Consider the following 25,362-nt stretch of genomic DNA (forward strand, 5'->3'; position numbering starts at 1 on the left):
CCCTAGCCCTCGATACACTCTTGTTGACCAGCAATTAAATTATCCAGTTCCATTAACCACGGTTCTGACAACGGATTGAAATAAACCCCATAACTGTTGTTATCACTGGCAAACAGTTGTTCTTCTGGTGCTTGCCCCATGCCACGCAAATACAAATATACAGCGCCGCCAAAATGCTGCTCGAAGCTATAATCTTCGATCCGGGTTTGCAAATAACGGTGCAAAGCGAGCGAGTAAATCAGCGCCTGAAGATCATAGAAGTTGTCAAACATGTGTTGTTGCAGACTTTTTGCGTCGTAATTTTCAAAATGATCGCCGAGATATGAGGATTTGTAATCACAAACGTAATACTTGCCCTCATGTTCAAATACCAGATCGATAAACCCGTGCATCATGCCTTGGATATCACCGCGTGTTGGGAGCATCGCTGAATAGGCAGCATCGGCTCCGAATGCACCGCGAAAGCGTTGCAGATATTGACTTATCGCCTGCACTTTCACTGACGACACAGGAAAGTAAAACTCCAGTTCTTTTAGTGCCCTTTCTTTGGTTAATGATGCTAATGAACACACACTCTTGTCAGCGACATGAAAAGGCTGCGTCAAACAAGCCAGCAACCAGTCGGTTAGCCCTTGTGCGACATTTTCATCATCGGCAAGCCTGGCATTTTGTAAACGATTGGCAAGCCACTCAGCATCGGGGGCAGAAAAATCTAGATGCTCAAGAATGTCGTGGAGCAAATTACCGGTCTTTGCGCCTTTGGGTAACTTCACGATCGCCGTTATCCGTTCAATATCCTGCCCCATCTGATTGGCATCAAGACGGTCCGGATCAGATAAGCCATAATGACGATGACCACGGGTTAGGCCTGAAAAAGAAGTTAACCACCAGTCCCTTTCAATACGCCCGCGAAATTGAGCAGCCTGAAGCGCATTAGATGGCTTGTTTACCTGATGAACTTGAGGTTCAAGGTTATCCGCGTCAATAACCGATATTTCAACACTGTGCTGACAATGAGTTGCATATTGCTGCCAGGCATCTGGGTAATTCCCTTCAACCAAGTCCAACGCCCGCCCTAACGGCGATTTCGCCGAATCTTTGAAATCAGCACTAAACAAATAGCACTGCAATTTTGCCCGGGTCAATGCAACATACAACAAGCGCGTATCTTCAGCATATTGCTCATCGCACATGGCTTTTGCCAATGCTTCATTGGCGCCAAGGGCTATTTCAACATCGCCCTGTTCATTGTGTGCGCTAAGCACTTCCCTGGTGCGAATACCCGCTTTCATTGGATCTTTATGGATACAGGCAAAGGGCACGAACACAATCGGATATTCCAGGCCTTTTGAACCATGCTGGGTGACTACCTGGATCAGATCTGAATCACTTTCCAATCGCAATTCTGTTTCAACCATTTGCGGATTTTGACACAGATAGTCAAAATGGCTTATGAGCTGCAATGGATGACGATGCTGCTGTGATAACCCTTGTAATATTTCAAACAGATGAATGCAGTTTGTCAGCATTCGTTCTCTGCTACCAAACAACTCAGATTGGTACTGTTGCGGAAAATAATCATGCAACAACTTCATTGCCATCGGCATAAAGCCACGTTTTTGCCATGTTTGATGCAGTGCCTGTAAATCCTGAACCAGATTCTCCCAAAGGCGCTCATCTTGCTGCAGCTGTTGCAGTTGATGCGGTGAAAAACCAAAGAATGGTCCTGCTAAGGTTCCATACAGCCTTCTTTCGTCCTCTGGCGTGATTATCGTCTTCAATGCATCAACCAAGGCATTACAGATAGGATGCTGCAACAGGTTCGAACGTTCTGATTTATAAACGGCGTCTAAGTTATTTTCCTGCAATGCTGCAAGTACGTAACTTGCTTGTCCGCCATCGCGCACTAAAATTGCGATATCCGACGGTAGCACCGGCCTGCTCTCGTTCTGGATGCTGTCAACAATCGTACCTTGCAGCAAAAGCTGTGAGATCTGGTTACTGAGCCAGGTACTCATCTTCTGACTAAAATCTTTACCCAACTGACCGCGACTAATATCGGTATCACTATGGTTAAAATGCACTCCTTGCATCGCCGCAGAATCTTTTCCGTTAACAACAAGAACGTCATTATCTGCACCTGGAGCGGCATTAACAGGTTGATAAGCAATGGAATAACCAAAAACATCCCGGCTTTGTGAGGCTAACGCATTACCATAAAAGAACACGTTATAGGCGTGGATCATAGCTGCCGAGGAACGCCAGTTTGTATCCATTATCCAACGATTTGAAACCAGTGATGCAGCCTGTAAGTAGGTAAAGATATCGCCACCTCGAAATCCATAGATTGCCTGCTTTGGATCACCAATTAGATATAATGCGGTCTCTTGTTCTAGGTGTTGTGGCTCGCCGCTAGTGTAGGAGTTAATTTCGAAATTAGGGTTGGAGTTAGTGGCGGAATTAGAGTTGGAATTAGCCTCGGAATCTGTATTGAAATAAAGGCTTGATAAAATATTAAACTGGCCGGCATCGGTATCCTGAAATTCATCAACGAGTGCCGCCGGATACTGCTTTCTAAGTTGTTGTAAGAGAAATTGTCGATGACTTCCGGATAACAACGCATTTTCAAGAGTAGCGATCAAATCATCAAAGCTTAGAACCTGACGATCCGATTTCAGCATTTGCACCTTAACGCGAATATCATCGATATATTGCGCTACGTATGCATAGGCCTGAATTTTCTCCATCGCCTGCGCAAAACCATCAATCACTTTCTTTAATTCATAAAGCGGTGCAAATGCGAATTGCAGTGCCTTTTTATCATCTTGTTTATCTTTTGCTTTCGGTAATCTTCCGGCACCGCAAAATCGAAAATCAATCTCTAAATCAATGGCAAAATCATGAATTTCCTGGCTAGCAACGCCGCTTTTTAAACCTTCCCCTGCAAGTTGTAACACTTGTCTTAGTGTTGAAAACTCAAGCTCACGTTCACCTCTGGCTTTACCGGTTTTGTTATCAATCAAATGCTCAGCAATCAGAGGTTCATTATCGGATAAAGATTGCAGGCATCGGTCAATTAATCGCTGCAAATCGTCAATTTTTGAGTCTAGGGTCTCAACTTTTGGATTTTGTCTGGCACGGCATACGCCAATAAAAGATTGATAAAATGCCTCGGGGGACGGCCAGAACTGGCTTATCAGGGCAAATTCTTGCTGACGTTCTTCTCCAGCCGCTAATCGTCGATATAAGTCCTGGATCGTCTGCAGGTAATATTCCTGATCATCGGTTTCCATAGCAGCATTGAAACTGACGCCACTTGCAAATGCATGTTGTGATAATACCCGTTTACAAAACCCATGAATGGTGAAGATCGCCGCATCATCTAACTGTAATAACGCTAGTTTGAGCGCCAGCTTAGCTTTGTCCGCAGGTATCTTTTGTCCTAATTCATAAAACAAAGGATTGGATACATCCTGCGTCCATTGATCCCAGTGAGTAAATGCCTGGCGCAAAAACTCATCGATACGGCCACGGATCTCCTCCGTCGCCGCTTTGGTAAATGTCATCACCAGAATATTTTCAACGCTTAGTCCCTTTTCGAGTAGCAGGCGAAGATAGATGCGGGTGATATTATAGGTTTTACCGGTTCCAGCACTCGCCTCGATTAAATGGCTGCCGGACAAGGGAATAAATTCAGACTGCAAAGGTGCAAACGTCTGTTGTGGCTCTAGTGAGTGGTTTTGACTGTCAGTTGGAGATTGCACGAATTTATTCCTTCTCTGACGCGGCATCAGCCCCGCTCTGCTGCTCAACGGCTAAATCTACATTGTTAATCGACAAGCGCTCGAAAAACACCTGATACAAGGCTATTAAATCCGGCAATATTTGTTGCAGTTGCGGGCAGGTTTTAAAGAAATACTGTAGATAAGGATCCGTCGCCATACTTTGCCCATACTTTTCCTGATACCAGAGTTTTTCGAAGTCATGCTGATTCATAAAACCAGACTGAAACTTATTGCGATTCCAGAAATGCTTCTTAGCAATTGCCATATTTATCGGTTTAGGGCTTCGTAATACCTGCTGAAAGCCACTCATCAATGCCTGTAACCTTTGTTCGGCGTCTTGCCAATACGTCAGTTGAATTTGTTCAACCTTCATCGTCTTTTCATTGAGATAAAAGCCCTGGGTAATAACATTTGGCTCTGTCGACTGGTTAGCTATACCTGTCTGGTTTTTAGCATAAACACAAGCCAGTACGTGGCCGACATATATTCGACAAAAATCGGCGTCATTGGCGCTAGCGCTTTTGGTATAGGTAATCGAGTAACCCTTGGGGTGCTGCAGCAAAGGAACAGAGCAAGAAACAATTTGTTGCTCATTTTCTTCTGTGGTTACAGCAACTTTGAAGGGTAACTCAATTGCAACGCCATTTACCTGTTGTGCGTCAATAATACCAGCAACATAAGCGGAAAAAGCTTCGACCATTAGACGCCAGCTTTCCAGGGTTGAATTCATTTCATGGTTATCTGGAAAAGCGCCGCTTAACAAGCTAAGGCGTTGTATGTTATCCAGTTTCACAGTGATTTCATCAACAAGTTGGGGATTGTTAGGATCCGCCGATTGCAACATAGTACCGAGAATTTGTTGCTTGTAGTTAAACTTTTCTAATCCGCTTGGCGCGAAAGGTTCAACATCAGACAGAGGCTCTTGTTGATAAGCAAAGGTCAGATTTAATTGTCGAGTTCCGAAGATTTTTGCTGGATGCCGAAGCGCCTGAAGCAAATCTTCATCAGTGATTTCATCACTAGTCTCATCACTGCTCCTATTATTAGCGCCTTGGTTTTCCTGGTGGTGATCTGCCGCTATTTCAATTAATGGCTCATCACTAGCCGTATCAGTTTTGACGTTTGCTGGCGCCAGGTTCAGCCACTTGCCATCAAAACTTGCCCAAGCGTTATCCGGACTATAATTTTCGTTAGCAAAAGACTGCATCGGTAACTGCCTGAGTTGATGTTCCGGCGAGAACCGCCAGCCAAATCCCTGTTCAAGATAGTCCATCAATTCTCGTAATACGATAGAAGGCTGCCTCTCGCCATTGTTTTTTATATCCCGTCCCTGGTAACTGATATACAAATGACTTCGGGCGGAAATTAGCGCTTCTAAAAACAGGTAGCGATCGTCTTTATGTAACGAACGATCACCGAGTCGTCCTGCTGTCATTGCCATTAAATCGAAACCAATCGGTTGTCGTTGGCGTGGAAACTGGCCATCATTCATGCCCAGAATAGCGACCAGTTTGAACGGGATACTGCGCATCGGTAACATCGAACAAAAGGTTATTTGGCCGATCATAAACTGCCGGCCTGGATCGGGCTCGGAGAAATGCGTATTCAAATATTCCCGAACCGGCAACAGGCTTATGGGTGCGTGATAATTGGCCTGCTGGCAATGTTCGTGGAAATCATCAATAGCTTTACGAACAATCGTAAGCCCTAGGTCAGGATCGTTTTCATCTTCATCAAAAAGGCTATCAAGCATTTCAGTCAGCATCTGATGCCATTGTTCGGCGCTTCGTGAGCTATGCAAGTTTTTGTGTAGTATTTGCAACTGTTCGATGAACTGTAGAAATTTACCTAACAACTCACTATTGTCACCCTCTACCCAAGGTAGATAGAGGTTGTCTCCTTCAAGCGTTAGCTGATCGCTGTAGGCAAAACCGCGGATCAAACGCGTTAAACCTAGCTGCCAGGTAAACTGGTCACTCGCCTCTTCAATACCTATTTGCCGACTTTTATGTTCTGCATCTAATCCCCAATGTATATTGGCCTGTTGCAACCAAAAGCTAATTAATTCGATGTCAGCATCATTAAAGTTAAAACGCTTTTGTACCGGCTTTAACTGCAGGTAGGCAATCAATCGGGAAACTTCAAAACGACTATCTGGTAAATTAAGCAGTTCATTAAAACCATTAACCAACGGTTCGCTGTCTTTACTGATACGATCGGCTATGGAACAAGGCAAAGGTGGAATATTTTCTCCGATATCTTCCCAGCCTCGGACAAATACCGCATCAATATATGGTGCATAATCCTCAACCTGAGGGCACATAACCAATACATCTTTCGGGGTTAATGTCGGGTCATTATTAAATTGATGCAAAAGATAATCATGCAGGCCCTGCACTTCCCGAAGCGCACTATGCGCACTGGTAACAACAATACTGTCATCAACCAGCGGTTGTTGTTCGCCAGTTGCAAATACCCCACGTCTGTCTTCAAGACTCAAGATGTCATGCTGAAGCTGAGTTAACACACTTGATGTTTGTAACTGAGATTCTGCTAATCGCTCGTATACCGGGATTTCAATATGCTCAAACTGCTGCAATTGCGACAACAAGTCTTTTCCTTGTTGTCCGAGATTGGCCAGTAATGGGTTTACCTCGTTGCTGATATCATCAACGTTTGGCCAGCCCGACAATAATTGTTGAAAGTCCTGTTTCGCCTGAGATTTCTCCGATTTGATATCGCCCCAATATTCAATACAAGGGTTTAATTGATAGAAGTGAATATCAATATGCTCACCCAGAGCGGCTAAAAACTCCATCCACAACGGAGCTATGGCATTTAGTCCAAATAATGAAATACGTTGCGGCAAATGCTCGGCTTTATCGGCCAGGTTGTCTATCGCCTGCTTAATTAACTGCTGTGGATCGTACGGAATGTGTTGATGCAGTTGTTGCCATATCAGAGCAAGCCATCTTTCTGTTTCTCTACCAGCTCCTTCTTCAATGTCTACGCGCTCGCCTACACACCAACTATGGATCCAATCGGGCCGATAAATTAAGTACTGCTCGTACAAATCGGCAATCTTTCTGGCCAGTTGATAACGTCGCAGATCCTTTTGATGCGCAGATTCACCATTCCAATAAGTGGTTAGTGGTTGACAGTTTTCATCCTGAGTAATCGTGTCGCTCTGCAATAACAATTCGATACGCCACGCCAATACATCCCGAGAATACGGCGATTGCTCTGGTAAATTATCGATGCAAAGGGTGCGTAAAGATTTCCAGAAAAATTGCGCTGGCAATGAAAATCGGGTGTTCATACTGACCCGGTTCGCGCTTGCCTGTTGCATATTCAGCCAATGCTGCATGCCTTGGTTCTGAACCAATACAAGTTCTTCAACAAGTGGAGGTAAAGGCGATATCTGCTGTACTTTTGCAAATAACAGCAGTAAGTCTTCCATTCGATTGGCAGGATAAAGATATAACAAAGCTAATCCGTCAGAAATGTACCAAAAATCTAGTGATTAGATTTAATCACAAAGACGGGGGTAATACCAATCCCACTAAGTTTGTACACAACTCAGAGTTAGGGCCGAGGTTCAGTTACAACATAGATTTTATTGATATAGTCATTCTATATTAATGAAATATAGGGCAGTAAATGGGCCTCTCACTAACTCCCTTCGGGTGAGTTTTAAAGGCGTTTATCCTGCGTTACTGATTTTGACAATGGAATAACCATTCTCTGCAATCAAAGCCTTGTCTAAAAGCCTTTAAATTCTCACTGAGTGAGCAATAATTTAATGGGATTGGTATGGTCAAAAGCGAAAACAAGGCGTTGAAGAATTATTGTACACAGTAATGCCACTAAAGCAGAGCCCTGCTCTTTTGTATCTGATGCAAACTGGTATTAGATCATATGCCTTAATGTTTGCTGGTAAAAATTGCCGACAACGGGTAGAGGCTTCGCTTCACCTTCACAGGCCTGAATTAATCCAACTACCCATAAAACCAGTAATGGAAAGACAAGGGCCCAGCCAATCAACGGAATAAAGCTTAATACAACACCGGTTAAAAATAACCCTAAGGATTGGCGAAGATGGAATGCAGCGAGGCGTGTCGGTTTTTGTCCAAACATGATTAACGCAATAATCCATCCAATCAAGGTAAAATAAGCAATGATTGCCACGTTTTTACCGTGTTTGCTGATAGGTTTTTGTTGAATCATCTGGTTTGACACATCACATCCTGCTAAATAGAAACTAAACTGGGGGTGTTGATCTTTTGCGATAAAAAAGATCTGAGACTCTATTAACTATGGAAAATTCCAGCCAATTTTCAAGGCGATTTGTCTACTGTTTTTATGAAAAATGCAACAAACATCAGTAACAAGAACATTCGTGCGATAAATAAGCGCAACGGATTGTTTTTGACCCTGTTAGGGACAGTTTTATTGTTAATTATGCTGTTAATCGGTCAATACTGGTGGCAAAGCCTGAAAATCCAAATGATCTTTTTATATATGGCCAGTTTTGTGGTGTTTTTTATTGGTATTCTCAAACTGAGAGAACCGGATTACAGTTATCAGTTAGACAGCAAAGGCCTGACCCACACTCACCGCTGTGGCCGTTGGCAAATCGATTGGCGTAACATTCAACGTGTAGGCGCGGTAAAGCCAGATATGTCCACAATGGATAAAAGATTGAGTTACACGGGGATAAAACTCAAAGATATCCGCCCTCTGGCTGAAACCATCTCTCCCCGTCTGGCGAATCGTTTGTTACATGAGCAAAAACCGCTGCTTATTGTGGCGCTAAAACACGACCAATTGAACATGAAACAGGCAATCATCGATTTTGAACCTTTCAAACTCGACGGTAAGATTTACAAAGGACCACTTGCAGCATTTTTGCATCGCACTCAGGCACTGGATAAAGCCTACGGCTTCCACCTGTTTTTGGCCGACGATACCCTCGACCGCCACCCGGATGAGTTTATTGAACTATTAAAACGCCACATCGAAAAGTATTCACCTTAAAGCCATAGCGCAGACCGCTTTTCAGATGTTATCATCAGCCCCATAAAACAATAATTGACCTGAGTTAAATGCAAGCCAATCAACCTACTATTCTCTGGCACGATTACGAGACCTGGGGCGTTTCCCCTAAATTTGATCGCCCGTCTCAATTTGCGGCCATTCGTACCGATTTAGATTTGAATATCATTGGCGAGCCCGAGGTCTTTTACTGTCAGCCTCCACAGGATTATTTACCGCATCCAGGTGCTGCTTTAGTTACCGGTATCACCCCACAAAAAGCACAACGGGAAGGTTTACCTGAGGCAGAATTTGCCCGTCGTATTCAGTCATTGTTTACGGTGCCAAATACAACTGTGGCCGGCTATAACTCAATACGATTCGATGATGAAGTTTCCCGTTATCTGTTTTACCGAAACTTTTATGACCCTTATGCTCGTGAGTGGCAAAACGGTAATAGCCGTTGGGACATCATCGATATGGTGCGTTTGTGTTACGCATTGCGTCCTGATGGCATTAACTGGCCCCGTAATGAAAACGGCAGTGTGAGTTTTCGACTAGAACTATTAACCGCAGCAAATGGCATTAGCCATGAAGCGGCGCATGATGCGATGAGTGACGTCTACGCCACAATTGCCATGGCAAAACTGATTAAAGAAAAGCATTCAAAGCTTTATGAGTTTATCTTCAACCTTCGTAATAAGCGTGAAGTGCAAAAGCTACTGGAAGTATTTGAAATGACGCCTATCGTCCACACGTCTTCAAAGATTTCATCGGATCAGGGCTGTACCAGCTGGTTTGCTCCGGTTGAGTATCATCCGAGCAACAAAAATGCCGTGATTGCTGTCGACCTGGGCTTTGACGCGACACCAATATTAGAGCTCGATAGTGAACAGTTAAAGCAACGCTTATATACCAAACGCAGCGAGCTAGCCGACGATGAATTACCAGTTGGTATCAAACTTATCCATATCAACAAATGTCCGGTTGTGGCTCCGGCTAAAACCTTGACTGAAGCTGATGCCGAGCGTCTCGGTATTGATAGAGAAAACTGTTTAAAGAACTGGCGTGCGCTTAAACAGCAAGCGGCACAGGTCCGCGAAAAGCTTTCCGAAGTATTTAACGAAAGTTATGAAAATAAAGTAGAAGATGCAGATGTAGCTTTGTATTCGGGCAGTTTCTTCAGCGACAGCGATAAAGCGCAGATGCAGCTAATCCATGAAATGCCAGTAGAACAACTAGCCACATATCCTTTCAAATTTCAGGATCCTAGATTAGCTACCCTGTTATTTAGATATCGGGCTCGCAATTACCTTCATACCCTAACGGCCGATGAGCAAAGGCAATGGCAACAATATTGTCAGAATAAACTGGCTAATGGTGAGAACGGTCTGAGCTATGACGAGTATATGTTGGCGATTGAAAACCTGGCTCATGAGCACGAACAAAATACTCAAAAAATGAGTATCCTCAAGGCCTTGTATCAATACGTGGCAAGTTAACGTTTATTTTGTACAGGAGGAGAATGAGCTTGAAGCATTCTCCTTTGCCGCCTTACAGTCCGTTATTCTCTTAACTTATGCAAGAGAATTGCGACTATCCCCTCTCCTTCATTAGCCGTGTTGCTTTATTTCTTAACACCAACTGGCCTGGGCAGATTTGTCCTGAAGCAGCTCTTCGATATTAGCGCGAATAATGCCATAACCAACATTACCAAAAAGAATTTGCCGACCTGAATTCATCACCATTGACGGGCTACCTTTAATTTTCAGGCTTTCACTTTTTTTGCGATCGGACATCAATTTTGCCAAGGCATTGCCGGAATCAATTTCCTGGCTAATTGCCTTGTCATCAAGATTTAGATCGTTAATTAATGCCATCAGTACATCTGATTGGCTGATATCCTTTGCTTCGACAAAAAACGCTTCCCGAACCTTAGTTAGCCAACGTATTTCTGCAGGAGCACCATGAACCAGGCTGATCGCCTTGGCATATAAATGGGCTGGCGCCGAAGAGCTGGGTTTACATGTATTCCAGACAGAGTCATTGATCGTTAAATCAAATTGCGCAGCAGACTCTATAACATGTGCCCGAAATCCGGTATAACCGCCCTTTTGTTGCCACTGAAGTTGCATTTTTTCTGCAACGGCCCCAAAAACATCAACGTAATGATGATGCAGCTCAATGTTGTCACCGTAGTCTTTGACAAGTTCAGCAATTCTCCGTTCATTGATATAAGCCCAAACACATAAAACATCCGTAAAATAATCAACTTGAATGGTCATAATTTTCGTTAGTTACAGGGTGATTTGTTAAGTGTAATGTCTTTTGGAAATATCGCGGGCTTATGCTTAAATCGCGGATACAAAAAAGCCCGGAAAACCGGGCTTAGCAATCATGTTTAGCGGTTATATTATGAACCGCTAGCCATCTGTTGATATTCAACGTAAGCAGGAATTGCGATCGCAGCAAAAATACCCAAGCCGAACACCCCTAAGATCAGCACTAATGCCCAAACAGACCAACGCTTTTGCACGCTTTGGAAATGCTCTACACTGTCCCAGCGTTTATTTTCCCAGGCCCATTGGCGCCCCTTGATACCAAGAATGATAGCCATAATAAAGCCGATATAAGGGATAAGCGCAATCAAGCCTATCCAGGTACGATTACCCAGCGCCCAAATCCAGCTTAAGAAAAATGCGCCCCAACTCCAGCCTTTAATGCCTTCTGGTAGTTGATCGACTTTGCCCATACCTGAGTTATTTTCCAGTTTTACGGCGACATCGGATTCCGGTGCAGTATATAGTTCAGTCACTATGTTACTCCTTTTTTATTATTGAACTTCCTGAATAAATGCTGGGTTATATTACCCTTTCTTTTGTAATAATGCGATTAAGCTGCTGGTGTCCCAGCGGTTACCGCCAAGTTCCTGAACTTGTTCATAAAATCCATCCACCATGGTTGTCATTGGCAGGTCTGCCTGATGTTTTTTCGCTTCTTCAAACGCAATGGCTAGATCCTTGCGCATCCAATCGACGGCAAAGCCAAATTCAAACTCACCTTTCACCATAGTCGCTGAGCGATTTTCCATCTGCCAGGAACCTGCTGCACCTTTGGATATGGTTTCCACAAGTTTATCGGTATCTAATCCAGCACGGCTTGCAAAGTTAAGGGCTTCAGATAATCCCTGAACTACGCCGGCAATGCAGATTTGATTTGCCATTTTTGCTTTCTGGCCATCCCCCACAGGACCCATTAACTGGCTAAAGCGAGCATAGGCATCCATGATTGGCTGAACGTTTTTGAAAACCTGTTCGTCACCGCCGCACATAATGGTGAGCACACCGTTTTCAGCGCCAGCCTGGCCACCAGATACTGGCGCGTCAATAAAGTCGTTACCTTGCTGCTCACAGGAGGCTGCTAACTGCTTTGCTAACTCTGCCGAAGCCGTGGTATGGTCAACTAAAATCGCTGCAGATTTTAACCCGGCTAAAACACCGTTTTCGCCTTCGCAAACCTGTAATACATCTTGATCGTTACCAACGCAAACAAATACCACATCGCAACCTGTTGCGGCTTCTTTTGGCGTCGAATACGCGGTGCCTTGGTATTCTTTAGCCCACTGCTCTGCTTTTGCAGCAGTTCTGTTATAAACATTGACGTCAAAACCAGCCTTCGACAAATGACCAGCCATGGGATAACCCATTACCCCTAAACCAATAAATGCAACCTTAACTTTAGCCATGGCAACTACCACTTCTTTTTACTTCAGTGAAAAAAGTGATAGTGTAATGAAAAGAAACGCCTATTAAAAGGAATGCTATGTCAGCAATTTATGATTATTCGGTTACCAATAACAAAGGTGAAACCGTGCCAATGCTTAACTATCAGAACAAAGTGCTTTTGATAGTTAATACCGCCAGTGCCTGTGGCTTTACGCCTCAGTATGCCGGCTTACAGGATCTTTATGAAAAATATAAGGATCAGGGTTTTGAAGTGTTGGCCTTTCCCTGTAACCAATTCGGTAAGCAGGAATCCGGAAGTAATGAGGAAATCAAAGGTTTTTGTGATTTGAACTTTAATATCAGCTTTGATTTATTCTCAAAGATTGACGTTAATGGTGACAATGCCGATCCGCTTTTTACCTATCTTAAAAACGAAGCCAAAGGCCTGTTAGGTTCAAAGCGAATCAAATGGAACTTTACCAAATTTTTGATTAATAAAGACGGTGAAGTATTAAAACGCTATGGCAGCATGGTGAAGCCTGAACAAATCCAAGGCGATATTGAAAGCGCATTAGCATAAGCGAATTCTCCTATACCAAAACAAAAAGGGAAGCTTAGTCGGCTTCCCTTTTTCTGTTTGGGGCCTAGATTTCCAGTCGTAGCTGGAAATGACGCTTCGGTAGACTCCACCGAAAATTGCTCCATGCATTTTCGGCATACAGACCATCCCTGGCCAAAACCGAAAATTGCTCCATGCATTTTCGGCATACAGACCATCCCTGGCCAAAACCGAATATTGCTCCTCGATAACTGCTCCTGCGTTATTCTACCTGCGTACATCCATGTCCTTGTGCATTTTCGGCATATAGACCATCCCTGGCCAAAACCCAAAATACGACGCAATGGAGTATTTTCTCCAACATCAAAACACTCGTGTTTTGACTCCACCTTTAAAACGCTGTTTGTTTTAACTCCACCCTCAAGGCGCCGTTTGCCGTGACTCCACCATTAAAACGTTGTTCGTTTTAACTCCACCCTCGAAGTGCAGTTTACTTCGACTCCACCATCAAGACGTATTCTGTCTTGACTCCTTCTTTTTCGTTTAACCTAATTTAAACGAAAAAGTTATCATGCAACGTCTGTACAACCTGCTCCCCTTCCTGCTCAGGTACCAGAAAACATAAGTTATTATCACTGGCGCCGTGACAAATCATTCGCACATTTGCCTCAGGAATGGCGTCAAACACTTGCGTACCAACCCCCTGGCTACGCAATAATCCGTTACCGATAACGGCAACCAATGACAAGTTGTTCTCAACCTGCACTTCACAAAGCTGTTCTAACTCTTCTACCACTTTTTCTGTAATAACTGCTTGAGTTGAACCCGGAGGATTATCAAAGGTTAATGCAACACTGATTTCTGACGTGGTGATCAAATCGACACTTAGCTCATGACTGGCAAGGATTGCGAATACCTTGGCCAGAAAACCACTGGCATGTAACATCGCCGGGCTTTTCACCGTCACTAAGGTTTGCTGGCGACGCAGGGCAATCGAGCGATAGGTAGGTTTTGAAGAAACCGTTTCCATAATCCGCGTACCGCCGACATCCGGCTCGCGGCTTGAGCCAACAAAAACTGGGATAGAGCTGCGGATTGCCGGGATCAAGGTTGCTGGATGCAGTATTTTAGCACCAAAGGTGGCCATCTCTGCGGCTTCACCAAAACTGATTTCATCAATGGCATGGGCACTTTTAGCAATACGCGGATCGGTAGTAAAGATACCGACAACATCCGTCCATATTTGCAAGTCATCGGCGTTTATCGCTTCAGCTAGCAGTGCCGCGCTGTAATCGGAACCACCGCGGCCTAGCGTTGTAGTACTGCCTAACCCGTCACGGCCAATAAAGCCTTGGGTTACCGTAACCACATCTTGTAATTGCGGGCTCAATAACTGCTGGCAGTTCATCTTTAATGCCTGGGTATCGACCACGGCCTTACCGAATAAACTGTTGGTTGTCATCACATCGCGAACATCAAAGTATGCACCCTGGCATTCTAGCTGACGCAATACCCGAGCAAACAAACGCGAGCTCATCTGTTCACCACAGGATAAAATCGCATCGGCAGTTTTTGCCGTCTGTAAGGTATTTTGCTCGGCTACCAATTGCGTTAACTGCGCAAGAATTTCGTTAACTTCTTGGTTCGCTTCGTCTTTATCAAATAGGCATTCAGTAATGGCATATTGAATCGTTGCGATTTCATCGATAATCGCCTGTTGTTCAACACCGGATAACGACTGCTGAGACAAGGTTACCAAATGATTGGTAACACCGGCACTGGCCGATACCACAACAACACGAATGTCGGCGCGATTTTTTATGATATTGGCACAACGGACCATGGCATCGAAATTAGCGACACTGGTACCACCGAATTTGGCCACAGTTAACATGATGGCCTCCTGTTTTGCAGTTGATACAGCGAAAACGGCAAAGCCTTAATAGTATGGTTGTTCACGGAAAATCTCCCTAAATAGCTAATTACAGCAAGGAAGAGCACGACTGAGCAGAGAAACGAACGTAGAAAAGAGTTTAACTATCAGCCAGAAGCCCTCCACCACTAATGGTGACAGTTGCAAGGATTCAACCTTAACACCCGAACAAGCTGGAACCATATCTTCACTTGTCCTCGGCATTAGACCCCCTCAGTAATCGTCTGCGGATATGGTTCCTCAGATCACCTACCTGGTTAATGCACCTCTTCTGGTTGTTCATGACCGCAGAACTGGCTGCGTCATAAATAACGCGCCTATTAAAACCGATATCGATTTTGATTGCAATAGACAGATAGACGTCTAAATGAAAATAATTGAATTGTTGCTCTAATCGATGACAAAACCCAATCTCCTTGCGATTAAATGGCAAAAATCCCAGCTATTACATATAGTTTAGTGAGTCATTAGTGCGCAAATGACAATGCCGTATGGCAACCCTTCGTTGGTATTTTGGAATGGAATGTTATGGATTTCTTCATATTAAAAAAAATCATTGGCAGTTTATTAATGCCCCTGCCCATCGTTATCATCTTGCTCGCTCTGGGGATCATTCTATTTAATCGAAAGCCTAAGCTGGCGAAAGGCTTCATTGTTGCAGGTACCTTGTTGTTAGCCATCATTTCATTTATGCCTATCGCCGATAAATTGATTGTCCAGTATGAACAGGAATTTCCGGTTTTTCATAATCAGTATGGTGAAGTCGAATACGTCGTCGTACTTGGCTGCGGCCATACGTCTGATGCCCGCCTTAATCCTTCACAGGAATTAAAAAACTGCGCCTTACAACGATTGACGGAAGGTATGCGCATTCTTCGAGAGCAACCCCAGGCAAAATTAATCACAACCGGTTTTAATCCTTACGATAATGTCTCTAATGCCACTAAACTCAAACAGGCCGCTGTAGAGCTTGGTTTAACACCAGATCAGATAATTACCGTATCTAAACCCCGGGATACCGCCGACGAAGCCATGATGGTAGCTCCCATCGTGAAAGACAGTAAATTCGTATTGGTAACCAATGCCAACCATATGCCTCGCGCCATCCAGTATTTCATCGCTGAAGGTCTTGATCCTATCCCGGCTCCCACAGGCTTTCTGGTTAAAGACCCAGAAGGCACCAGTGTCTGGTTTAACTTTATTCCGGATGCCGCGAACATTTCTAAAACCGAACGCGCCTGGCATGAGACGTTAGGCAGAATATGGCAATGGCTCCGCAGTTAAGTGCTGAAAGCTGACATCTAAAACCACATTGAATAGCAAACGAGCACTATTAGCAAAAATCACTAATTGTTAGCAAATATCACAATATTTACATTTATTATAAAACTGTAATAACACCACAAACCTCCACAACCCCTATTAAATAAGGCTTTTAAAAACTGGCACGCATGGTGCTATCTAACTCATGTAATTCGCGCTAGTGAGTATTTTGCTCACTGGCTTCCAATAATTTATGAAATAGATTGCAACATGGATAGAAAAATAGAACGTAAAACCTTTCCTTGGAAGAACGCTGCATTAGTGATCCTGGCGATTGCCGCTGTCACTATCGTTGGTCGCCTTTACTCCGCACAACAAGATGGCAAAGCTCTGGCGGTAAGCCCGCAAAATCTCACCATATCTACCGTCAAGAACGGTACTTTCGAAGACTACATTCCGGTTCGAAGCAAAGTCACCCCGCTTCGCACCGTTTACCTTGATGCGATTGAAGGTGGCCGAGTTGAACAGGTGTTGATTGAAGATGGCACCATCGTAGAACCTGGTCAGCCAATTGTTAAGTTAAGCAATACGCAGCTGCAACTGGATGTTATGCGCAATGAAGCGGCGGTAACTGAGCAGCTAAACAACATGCGTAGCATCGAGCTTTCATTAGAGCAGAACAAACTGAGCCACAAACGCAATCTCATTGAAATCGATTATCAGATCAAACGCCTGACTCGTCAGGTTGAAAGAGAGCGCGTGGTTTATCAACAAGGCAGTATTTCCGATAGCGCCCTGAAAGAGAATGAAGATCTGCTCGAATATTATCGGCAACGTAAAGTTGTAACGCTTGAGAGTCAGAAAACCGATACGCGATTGCAGGAACAGCAGTTGGCGTTTTTGCAGGAAACCGGCAATCGCTTAAACGATAGCCTCAAGTTTGCCCGCAAGAACATGGACAACCTGAACATGACAGCACCTGTAGCTGGTAAGTTGTCCGGGTTTGATATTGAGATTGGCCAATCCATAGAACGTGGCGAACGCATCGGTCAGATTGACGATCCCAGCAGCTTTAAATTGCAGGCGTCCATCGATGAGTTCTACCTGGAGCGCATTGATCTAGGCCAGCAAGCGACCATTACCCGCAATCGTAATGACTATACCCTTCGCGTTTCTAAAATCTATCCGCAGGTGAATAACGGCCAATTCCGCATCGATCTAGTGTTTGCAGAGCAACAACCTAAAGGCATACGCCGTGGCCAGACACTACAAACCAAATTAACCCTGGGCGATCCGGCAGAAGTTGCCTTGATCCCGAACGGCGCTTTTTATCAAGACAGCGGCGGACACTGGGTATTTGTCGTTAGCGAAGATGGTAGCAGTGCGATTCGTCGCAACGTTCGCTTAGGAAGAAGAAATAACCGCTTTATCGAAATATTGGACGGCCTGGAAGTGAATGAAAAAGTTATCACGTCACCCTATGCCAGTTTCATCGATATGGACCGACTAAACCTGAAATCATAAATCTAATCGATTGAATATTAATAAGATAAAAATTTATAAGAGGAAGCACGAGAAATGTTAGCACTTAAAAACCTAAGTAAGAGATTTACCACGGAAGAAGTAGAAACCACGGCGTTAAACAGCATCTCATTCGAGATCAAACAAGGTGAGTTTGTTGCCATCATGGGACCATCCGGTTGTGGTAAGTCTACCCTGCTGAATACTCTTGGCATGTTAGACAGCCCCTCGGAAGGACACTACTACTTCAACTCTGAAGACGTTGCCGGTTACTCCGAAAGCCAGCTTGCGGTGATTCGTAAGCAAAATATTGGCTTTATCTTCCAAAGCTTTAACCTGATTGATGAGCTAAACGTGGCAGAAAACGTTGAGCTTGCCCTGCTCTATCACAGCATTTCAAAAAGTGAACGTAAGCGCCGCGTCGCCGAAGTACTGGAGAAAGTCGGTATTTCCCATCGTGCCAAACATATGCCAAGCCAGCTTTCGGGTGGTCAACAGCAACGTGTCGCGGTTGCCCGTGCGGTAGTCGGCAAACAAGGGCTAATCCTTGCGGATGAGCCAACCGGTAACCTTGATAGTGAACATGGTCGTGAAGTGATGGAGATGCTGCAGCAACTCAACAAAGAAGGCACCACGATAATTATGGTTACCCACTCTCCGGAACACGCCGAATACGCCGATCGCGTCATTAATTTATTTGATGGCGAAGTCGTTGTGCAAGATTTGCGCGCCGTATCCTAAGTCAGTTTTAAGGAAGAAACCCTATGTTATTAGCAAATTACTTTCAAACAGGCTGGCGTAACCTGCTTAAAAACAAGCTGTTTTCAATGATTAACATTGTCGGCCTGGCCATTGGCTTAGCCGCATGTGCACTGATCCTGATGTTTGTAAAGCACGAAACCAGCTACGATAGTTTCTGGGCAAATGCCGAGACCATTCATCGTTCTCACATTACCTTTGCCATTCCAGGCCGGGATCCTATGCATGCGGTATCCTCACCTGGGCCATTGATTCACGCCCTGAAAAAGGACTTCCCGCAGATCGAAGCTGCTTCGCGAATTGCAGGCTGGGGACCAACCATTAAACACAATGGCCAGGTATTTGTTGAACCCATTAAAATGGTGGATGGCGACTTTACCGATATCTTCGACATTGACGTTATCGCCGGCGATTTAGAGCAGTCCTTAAGTGACAACTCATCAATTGTACTTAGCGAAACCGTCGCCAAAAAATACTTTGGAGATAGTGACCCGTTAGGTCAGGTATTGGCGCTGGATTTCAACTTCTACAAAAAAGATTTCAAGGTTGGCGCTGTGATCGCTGATAGCCCGAGAAACAGCCAAATAGAATTACCCGCGATGATCCTAATCGATGAAACTGCGTGGGAAAGCCAGAATTACATGTTCAACGCCTGGTTCTCGGTTAATTCGCAGCTTTATTTTAAAACTAAGCAAGCAACGGATCTTGCGCTCATTAACTCGCAGCTAGATGACTTTGCTAACCGCAACTTCCCACAGATGCCAATTGGTGGTGATGACGCTAAAGCTTCAGACTTTATCAAACTGTCGGCAATGAACATTCAGGATCTCCACCTGAATGCCATTGGATTTGGCGAAATGCGTCCACAAGGCAGCAAAACGACGGTAATTACCTTCTCGGCGATTGCGGTTTTAATCTTGCTTATTGCCTGTATTAACTTCATGAACCTTTCGACTGCACATGCAGCCAAACGTGCTAAAGAAGTATCCTTGCGAAAAGTATTGGGTGCAACACGCGGCAACCTGATCACTCAGTTTTTGGGCGAATCAGTATTGATGACATTGATTTCTGTGCTATTGGCATTTGCCATGGTTGAGCTTGCGCTACCGTTTTATAACGAAACACTGAATCAGGAACTTGTTGTAAATTATGACATTAACACCATAGCGACCTTACTTGGCTTAGCGGTTAGTGTTGGTGTATTAAGCGGACTGTATCCAGCGTTTATCCTATCGGGCTTTCGCCCTGCCACTGTGCTTAAAGCCAACAAATCGGCAGAAACTGGTGCATCCTTAAAGCTTCGTGCTGCACTAGTTATCTTTCAGTTTGCGGTTTCTATCGGCCTGTTTATTTCCACCAGTGTGGTATATAGCCAGATGCAGTATGCGATGGAAATGGATGCTGGTTTTAATAAAGAAAATATGATGGTAATTCACCGTATCAATCGTGAAGAAGCAGGAAACAAGCGTGACGTATTGTTACAGGAGATTGAGAAGCACCCGCAAGTTACCAGCGTAACCTTCTCTAGCGAAACGCCGGGCAATGCCAATGAAAACAATACATCCATGCGCACGCCGGAAATGGCCGAAGAAGATGCATTGATTATGGGTCAACGCAGTGTCGGTTATAACTTTTTCAAAACCTACGAGATTAACCTGGTTGCCGGTCGAGCCTATGATAAAAATCGCAACGACGTTGGACCATCAACCGAAGAACTGCGCGAAGGTGCAACCCACCCGGGCAGCATTGTTATCAATGAATCTGCACTACGTCGCTTTGGTTTTGCAGACGCTGAAAGTGCCCTGGGTAAAACTCTGATTACTGGCCGTGGCGATCCGGGTGAAGAGCTTTACGTTAACCTGACCATTATCGGTGTTGTCGAAGATATCCATTTCAGCAGTTTGCATTCGACCATACGCCCTGAGGTATACCCACTTGGGTTGGATTTCGTCAACAGCATCAGCGTGCGCTTTAATGGTTCGCCAGAGCAACTAAAAACCGATGTTGAAAACCTATGGCGTCAGGAGATCCCTGGAATTCCATTCGCCCATAGCTTTGTCGAAGATGATATCGCTGAGCTTTATCAGGCAGAACAAGGTGAAGCAACCATGTTCGCCACCTTCTCTGCATTAGCCATTTTGGTTGCATCATTAGGATTGTTTGGTCTGGCAAGCTTTACCGCAGATCGACGTACCAAAGAAATTGGGGTCCGCAAAGTAATGGGCGCTGGTGTATTCGATATTGTGAAGATGTTGATGTGGCAATTTAGTAAGCCAGTCATGATCGCAAGCTTAATTGCCTGGCCAGTAGCTTTCTACTTTATGAGCGATTGGTTGGAAGCCTTCGTATATCGTATCGATACCAGCTTGATCATCGCTATGTGTGCGGTCGCTGCCCTATTCGCTCTGTGTATTGCCTGGATAACCGTTGCCAGCAACTCCATTCGTGTTGCCCGTGCCAACCCTATCAAGGCACTACGATACGAATAACAATAGGTAACCTGCGGGACAGATGTCATTTACTGGCTCTGTTCCACTTTTTCCAGAGGTCTGCTCGAAGCAAATCATCATTAACAAGTTCAGCGCCAAATGATACTGATTCACAGCTAATCGCATAAGTAACCTGGTTTTATCCATCTTCAAGCCAATATCTGCCAGTACCCTTGCACCACTCATCAAAGTACCATTTTGCAACGATTGCAGCCGCAGAGGGCTTATCAGTGAGCAAAAAACACTCAACTGTAAACATGTCGAATCTTATTTAAACGATTGCCAAACCATTTTTATTTTCATATCGTAGTAGCTGTAATTTAAATGTTAAACATTTGCATGGAGTAGTTATGCAGCATTGGGATGCATATTGGAAGTGCGGTTTTGTTACATCATTCGGTAACGCATTTTCAGACAATTATGAAGGAGCCTTTTTAGATTTCTGGCACTCGACGTTTTCGTCACTGCCAAAGAAGTCAAACGTGCTCGACATTGCCACCGGCAATGCCTCTTTGCCTCTGATAGGCATCAATATTTCACACGATTTGCAATTAGAACATACTTTCACTGGAACCGATTTGGCCTCCGTTGATGTATCGTTAATTGAATCTAAGTTGCAGGACTTACCGGATTACACCAAAGACGCCTTTAATATCCTGCCCGGTGTTTGTTCCACCAAGCTCCCTTTTGCCGACCAAAGCTTTGACTGTGTTACGTCTCAATACGGGTTTGAATACAGTAATCAGGCAAAAACCATCGAGCAAATATCCAGGGTATGCAAGGTGGATGGTGAGGTTGTACTAGTAACCCACCATGCCGAATCGGTAATTTTGCAACGTAACAATAAAACCATTCAATTGTTAAATAAGATCCTCAGTAATTCTGGCTTGCTATCAATCATCACCAAACTGGTAAAACAACTAGGTGACGGCGCCCCGCTTCACGACGATAAAAGTGAAAAGTTGCGAAACAAGTTAAATCAGAAAATCCGCAGCCTTGAGGCAGAAGATAAAACCAGCTATTTCGACACCAATGTACAGGATTTGATATCTGGACTTTTTCAAAAAGGTAGCGGATTGCCAGCAAAGACTAAGCTTGCGAAAATTGAAGAGTTCAAAATTGAAGCCCGGGCGCATTTGCAACGCCTTGCGGACTTAAAGAAAGCAGCACTCAATAGTAAGAATCTGGAACTGTTAGAAGCTCAGGCAAAACAAGCTGGTCTGGTTTTGCACAGTATCGAAGAACTTATCGGCGATAAAAACAATCTTCTCGCCTGGATCGTTAAGTTTAAGAAAGTAAGTTGATAGGCATAGCGGGAACTCGTTCATTGGAACCTAGGTGCCCCGGACATCGTTCTTTGAATAGGGGCATAGGGTAACCTGTCAGATCAGGTCTGAGCTAGTACACATACTGTTGTACACCTTATGTGTTTATGAGTGGCTTGCCAGATATTATTTTCGCGATAAAAATAGACATCTCAACAGATAAAACAATCACAAAAATGTATATCAAGATAGGTATAAACCCCATAAAGGAGCTTATAAACACTATAGATATAATGAAATTAGCAGCATCCATGAAAAATTGAGTTTCGATTATACAACTCTCAACACTCATGTCAGCAGCATCCCATCCCTGACAATTTGAAGCGAATAAAATGGGGAGTAAAAACGTACAAAAATATATAATAGCCCTAGCTTTTCCTGATTTTTTCAACGTATTTTCCCTATCGACAACAACAAAGTTCACTGTCCAAGTAGTTGGTATGAATCCTATCTCAGCCACATTATTGTATTTTCGCTAGTTCATTGGCAATAGCAAGTTTAAAGTGCACTATCGCTAACTTTCGGCTTGTTAAAATACATACTTAAAAGCCGTTGCATTTCAGGAACTACTTCCTGTTCAAACCAGGGGTTTTTCTTTTTCCAGATGTTGTTTCGAGGAGAAGGATGCGGAAGTGGTAACAGATTTTATAATGCTTTACCGTTTCCGTTAATGTCGCTTCCCTGCCCGAAAGAAAGACTCCTAAAACTAAATTTCCCAGCAAACTTCCTTATACCAACGTTTTTGTTTAAGGGCGAGCGTAAGCGAGTCCAAAGCCCGCCCGCTTTTGCGGGTAAAAAGTGTGCTTCTCTTACAACTGATTGTTAGGCCATTACTCGACAAAGTTGTAAACTAACCAATCTGGACGCTCATTGGTGATTAAATATTCCCTGACTGCAGTTAGCGCTCGATGTTTACTAATACATTCTTCATTTGATGGCGCGATTTTCTCACCTTGTGCCACTTTTAATCTATCATGTTCATTAGCAGATATCGGATTATCTTGATCGATAGCCCGGTATTCACTCCAGTTTTCATCATGGAAAATTAGATTTGCAATTTGATTGTACCATTCAAGAGCGAACAAGCTATCGACAAATCGTTTTTGTAAACCGAATAATCTATGCCACCAAGGTCTTTTGCCACCATCTTTTCCGACCCAAATCTTACAAGTTTCTAGATTCTCAACACTTTTTAGAAACTCTAAAACTTCAACAATAGATGGAAATTCCTCTTCCTCATCATTTATTTCAACAAACCATTTATCTAATGCAGAATGATTCACGATTATTCCTTGTGGAGCCAACGTTGTGTCGATCAGCCGCCGGTCGAAGTCCAGTCCGCTGCATCGGCTTGTTGGGGCTATCGAATCCTGGTGAAACCACGACTGCAGTCACGTCACTCACCGAATTCGTGTCCCGATCGGTGCTTGATCTCCTCGACCCCAGACCAACATGTTCACTCGCCCTCTGTCGCCGCGCTCGAATCGGACCGTCGCATAGAGCATGCGCGAAAACCATGTTCCGTCGGACATCGGTACGAGTTCAGAGTCAGCGCCTTGGTTTGCACGCGCCAGCAGACGCCCGTTCGATTCCAGAATTGTTACCTTGAATCCAGGGCCGAATGAGTATTCCCCCACAAAGTCGACCAACGGATCTAGCGGTCGTTCGGCAAAGATACGAACTTCCGGCTTCGGGGGCAACTCGTCGAAAACGATGGCGGCCACGGCTCGACGGATGTCGTCGCGCGCGACAGACTGGACGTTGCTCAAAATCACGACAGTCGTCTGTTCATTCAGATATCTGGCAGTGTCGCTGGCATATCCCGAGACGCGACCGTCGTGACTGATGACATCTCGTGAAAATCTCTTGAACACACTTACGCCATACCCATACGCGTGCCCATAGTCATGCATGAGCTTTGCGTATGACGCTCCGCTCAGCAACCGTCCGCCATGCAGGGCGTTATTCCAGGTTAGCAGATCGGCCGCTGAGGACCACAATGACCCCGAGCCCTTGCTGTACGCTTCGGCCATAGGTACCGTACGGACCAGATCGTGTCGACCCCACGGATCGTAACCCGGAACCCGATTTCTCACGGCCGGAACCTGTCGGTCGTCAGACGTGCTGGCCATGCCCAGTGGCTTGAAGATCCTGTCTGCCAGATAGTCGCCATAGGTCATCCCTGAGACGTGTTCGATGATGGCTGCTAGCAGGGAATAGCCGCCATTGCTGTAGGCATAGGTCGAGCCAGGCGGATGTGTCAGAGGCATTTCCCCGAGATCTTGGATAACGTCGGAAAAGGATCCACCTTTCCCTCCAGTCTCGCCGAATCGCTTCAGTGAATAGACATCAGCGACTCCCGATGTATGAGTCAGTAGTTGCTCGATCGTAATAGGCTCGCCCGGCTTGAAGTCAGGGAGGTACAGTTTGATCAAGTCGCTCGTTTTCAGTCTGCCTTCCTGCTCAAGAAGCAGGATTGCCACGGCAGTGAACTGCTTCGATATGGAACCGATCAAGAATCTTCCTGCTGGCCGGTGTGGAACCCCCAGCTCGATACTGGCAAGTCCGTAGGAGAGGATCAGAGGGGGCTCTTCGCTGCGCTGAACGGCAACTACGCCCATGAAATCTCCAGCGGCAACGTACGGAGCCACAGCACGGTCTATTTCAGACGTCAGATCAGATACAGCATCCGATTGCTCGGTTTGTGTGGCTCCAGTGACGCCGATGAAGAAAGTGGACACCCACCCAATCAAGACTATCAACCTGGCAATTCGCATGAGAATCTCCCTTGGAACTATTCTGTCCGCCCAACGCCCTGTTAAGGGGCTGATAATGCCTGGCTAAACTTGTGTAGCGAAGCGGAACTGAGCCAAGCTGTAGCAGTCCCGCACTTAATTGGCTTGTTATACGTATTTTACGCAGAACCTAAATCGATGAGCCAATTTAACTAAACCAAAACTGACGATAGG

Annotated in this window: 18 protein-coding genes and 1 riboswitch; of the genes, 8 read left to right on the forward strand and 10 right to left on the reverse strand. The window is 44.7% G+C overall.

What is annotated here, in order from left to right; all coding sequences use genetic code 11:
• Window positions 1-2 precede the first annotated feature (2 nt).
• The 3 genes from recB to FNC98_RS08700 all read right to left on the reverse strand — a co-directional run bounded on the left by recB (window position 3) and on the right by FNC98_RS08700 (window position 8,024).
• Window positions 3-3,704, reverse strand: a complete 3,702-nt coding sequence (gene recB, locus FNC98_RS08690) for an exodeoxyribonuclease V subunit beta (protein WP_409574579.1) — start codon at window positions 3,702-3,704, stop codon at window positions 3-5.
• A 64-nt stretch (window positions 3,705-3,768) separates the two neighbouring features.
• Window positions 3,769-7,272, reverse strand: coding sequence for an exodeoxyribonuclease V subunit gamma (gene recC / locus FNC98_RS08695; RefSeq protein ID WP_143580855.1), 3,504 nt, complete (start codon window positions 7,270-7,272; stop codon window positions 3,769-3,771).
• Between the two features lie 422 nt (window positions 7,273-7,694).
• Window positions 7,695-8,024: a DUF4870 domain-containing protein gene (locus FNC98_RS08700; RefSeq protein WP_221932871.1), complete on the reverse strand. Its 330-nt coding sequence runs from the start codon at window positions 8,022-8,024 to the stop codon at window positions 7,695-7,697.
• Window positions 8,025-8,147: 123 nt separating this feature from the next.
• Between FNC98_RS08700 and FNC98_RS08705 the strand changes: the two genes are divergently transcribed.
• Both FNC98_RS08705 and sbcB read left to right on the forward strand, forming a co-directional pair.
• Window positions 8,148-8,822, forward strand: coding sequence for a DUF2982 domain-containing protein (locus FNC98_RS08705; protein WP_143580856.1), 675 nt, complete (start codon window positions 8,148-8,150; stop codon window positions 8,820-8,822).
• Between the two features lie 68 nt (window positions 8,823-8,890).
• On the forward strand, window positions 8,891-10,321 hold the full coding sequence (gene sbcB / locus FNC98_RS08710) for an exodeoxyribonuclease I (RefSeq protein ID WP_143580857.1): 1,431 nt from the start codon (window positions 8,891-8,893) through the stop codon (window positions 10,319-10,321).
• Between the two features lie 132 nt (window positions 10,322-10,453).
• On the opposite strand, the gene FNC98_RS08715 is transcribed toward sbcB, so the two are convergent.
• From FNC98_RS08715 to FNC98_RS08725, 3 genes are all read right to left on the reverse strand, one after another.
• Window positions 10,454-11,104 (reverse strand): DsbA family protein, encoded by a 651-nt coding sequence (locus tag FNC98_RS08715; RefSeq protein WP_143580858.1) that lies wholly within the window; start codon window positions 11,102-11,104, stop codon window positions 10,454-10,456.
• 128 nt (window positions 11,105-11,232) lie between these two features.
• Window positions 11,233-11,634 carry a hypothetical protein gene (locus FNC98_RS08720; protein ID WP_143580859.1) on the reverse strand — a complete coding sequence of 134 codons (402 nt, stop codon included), beginning with the start codon at window positions 11,632-11,634 and terminating at the stop codon, window positions 11,233-11,235.
• Between the two features lie 51 nt (window positions 11,635-11,685).
• On the reverse strand, window positions 11,686-12,564 hold the full coding sequence (locus FNC98_RS08725) for an NAD(P)-dependent oxidoreductase (protein ID WP_143580860.1): 879 nt from the start codon (window positions 12,562-12,564) through the stop codon (window positions 11,686-11,688).
• Window positions 12,565-12,641: 77 nt separating this feature from the next.
• Here FNC98_RS08725 and FNC98_RS08730 point away from each other — a divergent pair, with 77 nt between their 5' ends.
• Window positions 12,642-13,124, forward strand: coding sequence for a glutathione peroxidase (locus tag FNC98_RS08730; RefSeq protein ID WP_143580861.1), 483 nt, complete (start codon window positions 12,642-12,644; stop codon window positions 13,122-13,124).
• 532 nt (window positions 13,125-13,656) lie between these two features.
• Here FNC98_RS08730 and lysC read toward each other — a convergent pair.
• Window positions 13,657-15,000, reverse strand: coding sequence for a lysine-sensitive aspartokinase 3 (gene lysC / locus FNC98_RS08735; RefSeq protein ID WP_221932952.1), 1,344 nt, complete (start codon window positions 14,998-15,000; stop codon window positions 13,657-13,659).
• Window positions 15,001-15,143: 143 nt separating this feature from the next.
• Window positions 15,144-15,315: riboswitch (Lysine riboswitch) on the reverse strand.
• Window positions 15,316-15,564: 249 nt separating this feature from the next.
• Here lysC and elyC point away from each other — a divergent pair.
• The 4 genes from elyC (at window position 15,565) to FNC98_RS08755 (ending at window position 21,068) form a co-directional block, all read left to right on the forward strand.
• A complete protein-coding gene (elyC, locus tag FNC98_RS08740; RefSeq protein WP_143580863.1) occupies window positions 15,565-16,320 on the forward strand; it encodes an envelope biogenesis factor ElyC in 756 nt (251 codons plus the stop codon).
• 249 nt (window positions 16,321-16,569) lie between these two features.
• On the forward strand, window positions 16,570-17,823 hold the full coding sequence (locus FNC98_RS08745; RefSeq protein WP_143580864.1) for an efflux RND transporter periplasmic adaptor subunit: 1,254 nt from the start codon (window positions 16,570-16,572) through the stop codon (window positions 17,821-17,823).
• 54 nt (window positions 17,824-17,877) lie between these two features.
• Complete coding sequence (locus FNC98_RS08750; protein ID WP_143580865.1) at window positions 17,878-18,561, forward strand: ABC transporter ATP-binding protein; 684 nt, start codon at window positions 17,878-17,880, stop codon at window positions 18,559-18,561.
• 23 nt (window positions 18,562-18,584) lie between these two features.
• Window positions 18,585-21,068: an ABC transporter permease gene (locus tag FNC98_RS08755; RefSeq protein WP_143580866.1), complete on the forward strand. Its 2,484-nt coding sequence runs from the start codon at window positions 18,585-18,587 to the stop codon at window positions 21,066-21,068.
• Here FNC98_RS08755 and FNC98_RS08760 read toward each other — a convergent pair.
• Complete coding sequence (locus FNC98_RS08760) at window positions 21,054-21,254, reverse strand: hypothetical protein (RefSeq protein WP_143580867.1); 201 nt, start codon at window positions 21,252-21,254, stop codon at window positions 21,054-21,056. The genes FNC98_RS08755 and FNC98_RS08760 overlap by 15 nt on opposite strands.
• 164 nt (window positions 21,255-21,418) lie before the next feature.
• Between FNC98_RS08760 and FNC98_RS08765 the strand changes: the two genes are divergently transcribed.
• Window positions 21,419-22,372 (forward strand): class I SAM-dependent methyltransferase, encoded by a 954-nt coding sequence (locus tag FNC98_RS08765; RefSeq protein WP_143580868.1) that lies wholly within the window; start codon window positions 21,419-21,421, stop codon window positions 22,370-22,372.
• Window positions 22,373-23,223: 851 nt separating this feature from the next.
• Here FNC98_RS08765 and FNC98_RS08770 read toward each other — a convergent pair.
• Together FNC98_RS08770 and FNC98_RS08775 are read right to left on the reverse strand one after the other, a co-directional pair.
• On the reverse strand, window positions 23,224-23,676 hold the full coding sequence (locus tag FNC98_RS08770; RefSeq protein WP_143580869.1) for a hypothetical protein: 453 nt from the start codon (window positions 23,674-23,676) through the stop codon (window positions 23,224-23,226).
• Window positions 23,677-23,793: 117 nt separating this feature from the next.
• Window positions 23,794-25,170 (reverse strand): serine hydrolase domain-containing protein, encoded by a 1,377-nt coding sequence (locus tag FNC98_RS08775; protein ID WP_143580870.1) that lies wholly within the window; start codon window positions 25,168-25,170, stop codon window positions 23,794-23,796.
• Window positions 25,171-25,362 lie beyond the last annotated feature (192 nt).

The sequence above is a fragment of the Thalassotalea sp. PS06 genome (assembly GCF_007197775.1).
Taxonomy (GTDB): Bacteria; Pseudomonadota; Gammaproteobacteria; order Enterobacterales; family Alteromonadaceae; genus Thalassotalea_A.

What these genes read in the sequence shown, in the direction of transcription:
- FNC98_RS08765 (WP_143580868.1), top strand. Translation starts at nt 21,419, where the DNA reads ATGCAGCATTGGGATGCATATTGGAAGTGCGGTTTTGTTACATCATTC.
- FNC98_RS08745 (WP_143580864.1), top strand. Translation starts at nt 16,570, where the DNA reads ATGGATAGAAAAATAGAACGTAAAACCTTTCCTTGGAAGAACGCTGCA.
- FNC98_RS08750 (WP_143580865.1), top strand. Translation starts at nt 17,878, where the DNA reads ATGTTAGCACTTAAAAACCTAAGTAAGAGATTTACCACGGAAGAAGTA.
- FNC98_RS08725 (WP_143580860.1), bottom strand. Translation starts at nt 12,564, where the DNA reads ATGGCTAAAGTTAAGGTTGCATTTATTGGTTTAGGGGTAATGGGTTAT.
- sbcB (WP_143580857.1), top strand. Translation starts at nt 8,891, where the DNA reads ATGCAAGCCAATCAACCTACTATTCTCTGGCACGATTACGAGACCTGG.
- FNC98_RS08730 (WP_143580861.1), top strand. Translation starts at nt 12,642, where the DNA reads ATGTCAGCAATTTATGATTATTCGGTTACCAATAACAAAGGTGAAACC.
- FNC98_RS08760 (WP_143580867.1), bottom strand. Translation starts at nt 21,254, where the DNA reads ATGAGTGGTGCAAGGGTACTGGCAGATATTGGCTTGAAGATGGATAAA.
- FNC98_RS08755 (WP_143580866.1), top strand. Translation starts at nt 18,585, where the DNA reads ATGTTATTAGCAAATTACTTTCAAACAGGCTGGCGTAACCTGCTTAAA.
- FNC98_RS08715 (WP_143580858.1), bottom strand. Translation starts at nt 11,104, where the DNA reads ATGACCATTCAAGTTGATTATTTTACGGATGTTTTATGTGTTTGGGCT.
- FNC98_RS08705 (WP_143580856.1), top strand. Translation starts at nt 8,148, where the DNA reads ATGAAAAATGCAACAAACATCAGTAACAAGAACATTCGTGCGATAAAT.
- FNC98_RS08775 (WP_143580870.1), bottom strand. Translation starts at nt 25,170, where the DNA reads ATGCGAATTGCCAGGTTGATAGTCTTGATTGGGTGGGTGTCCACTTTC.
- elyC (WP_143580863.1), top strand. Translation starts at nt 15,565, where the DNA reads ATGGATTTCTTCATATTAAAAAAAATCATTGGCAGTTTATTAATGCCC.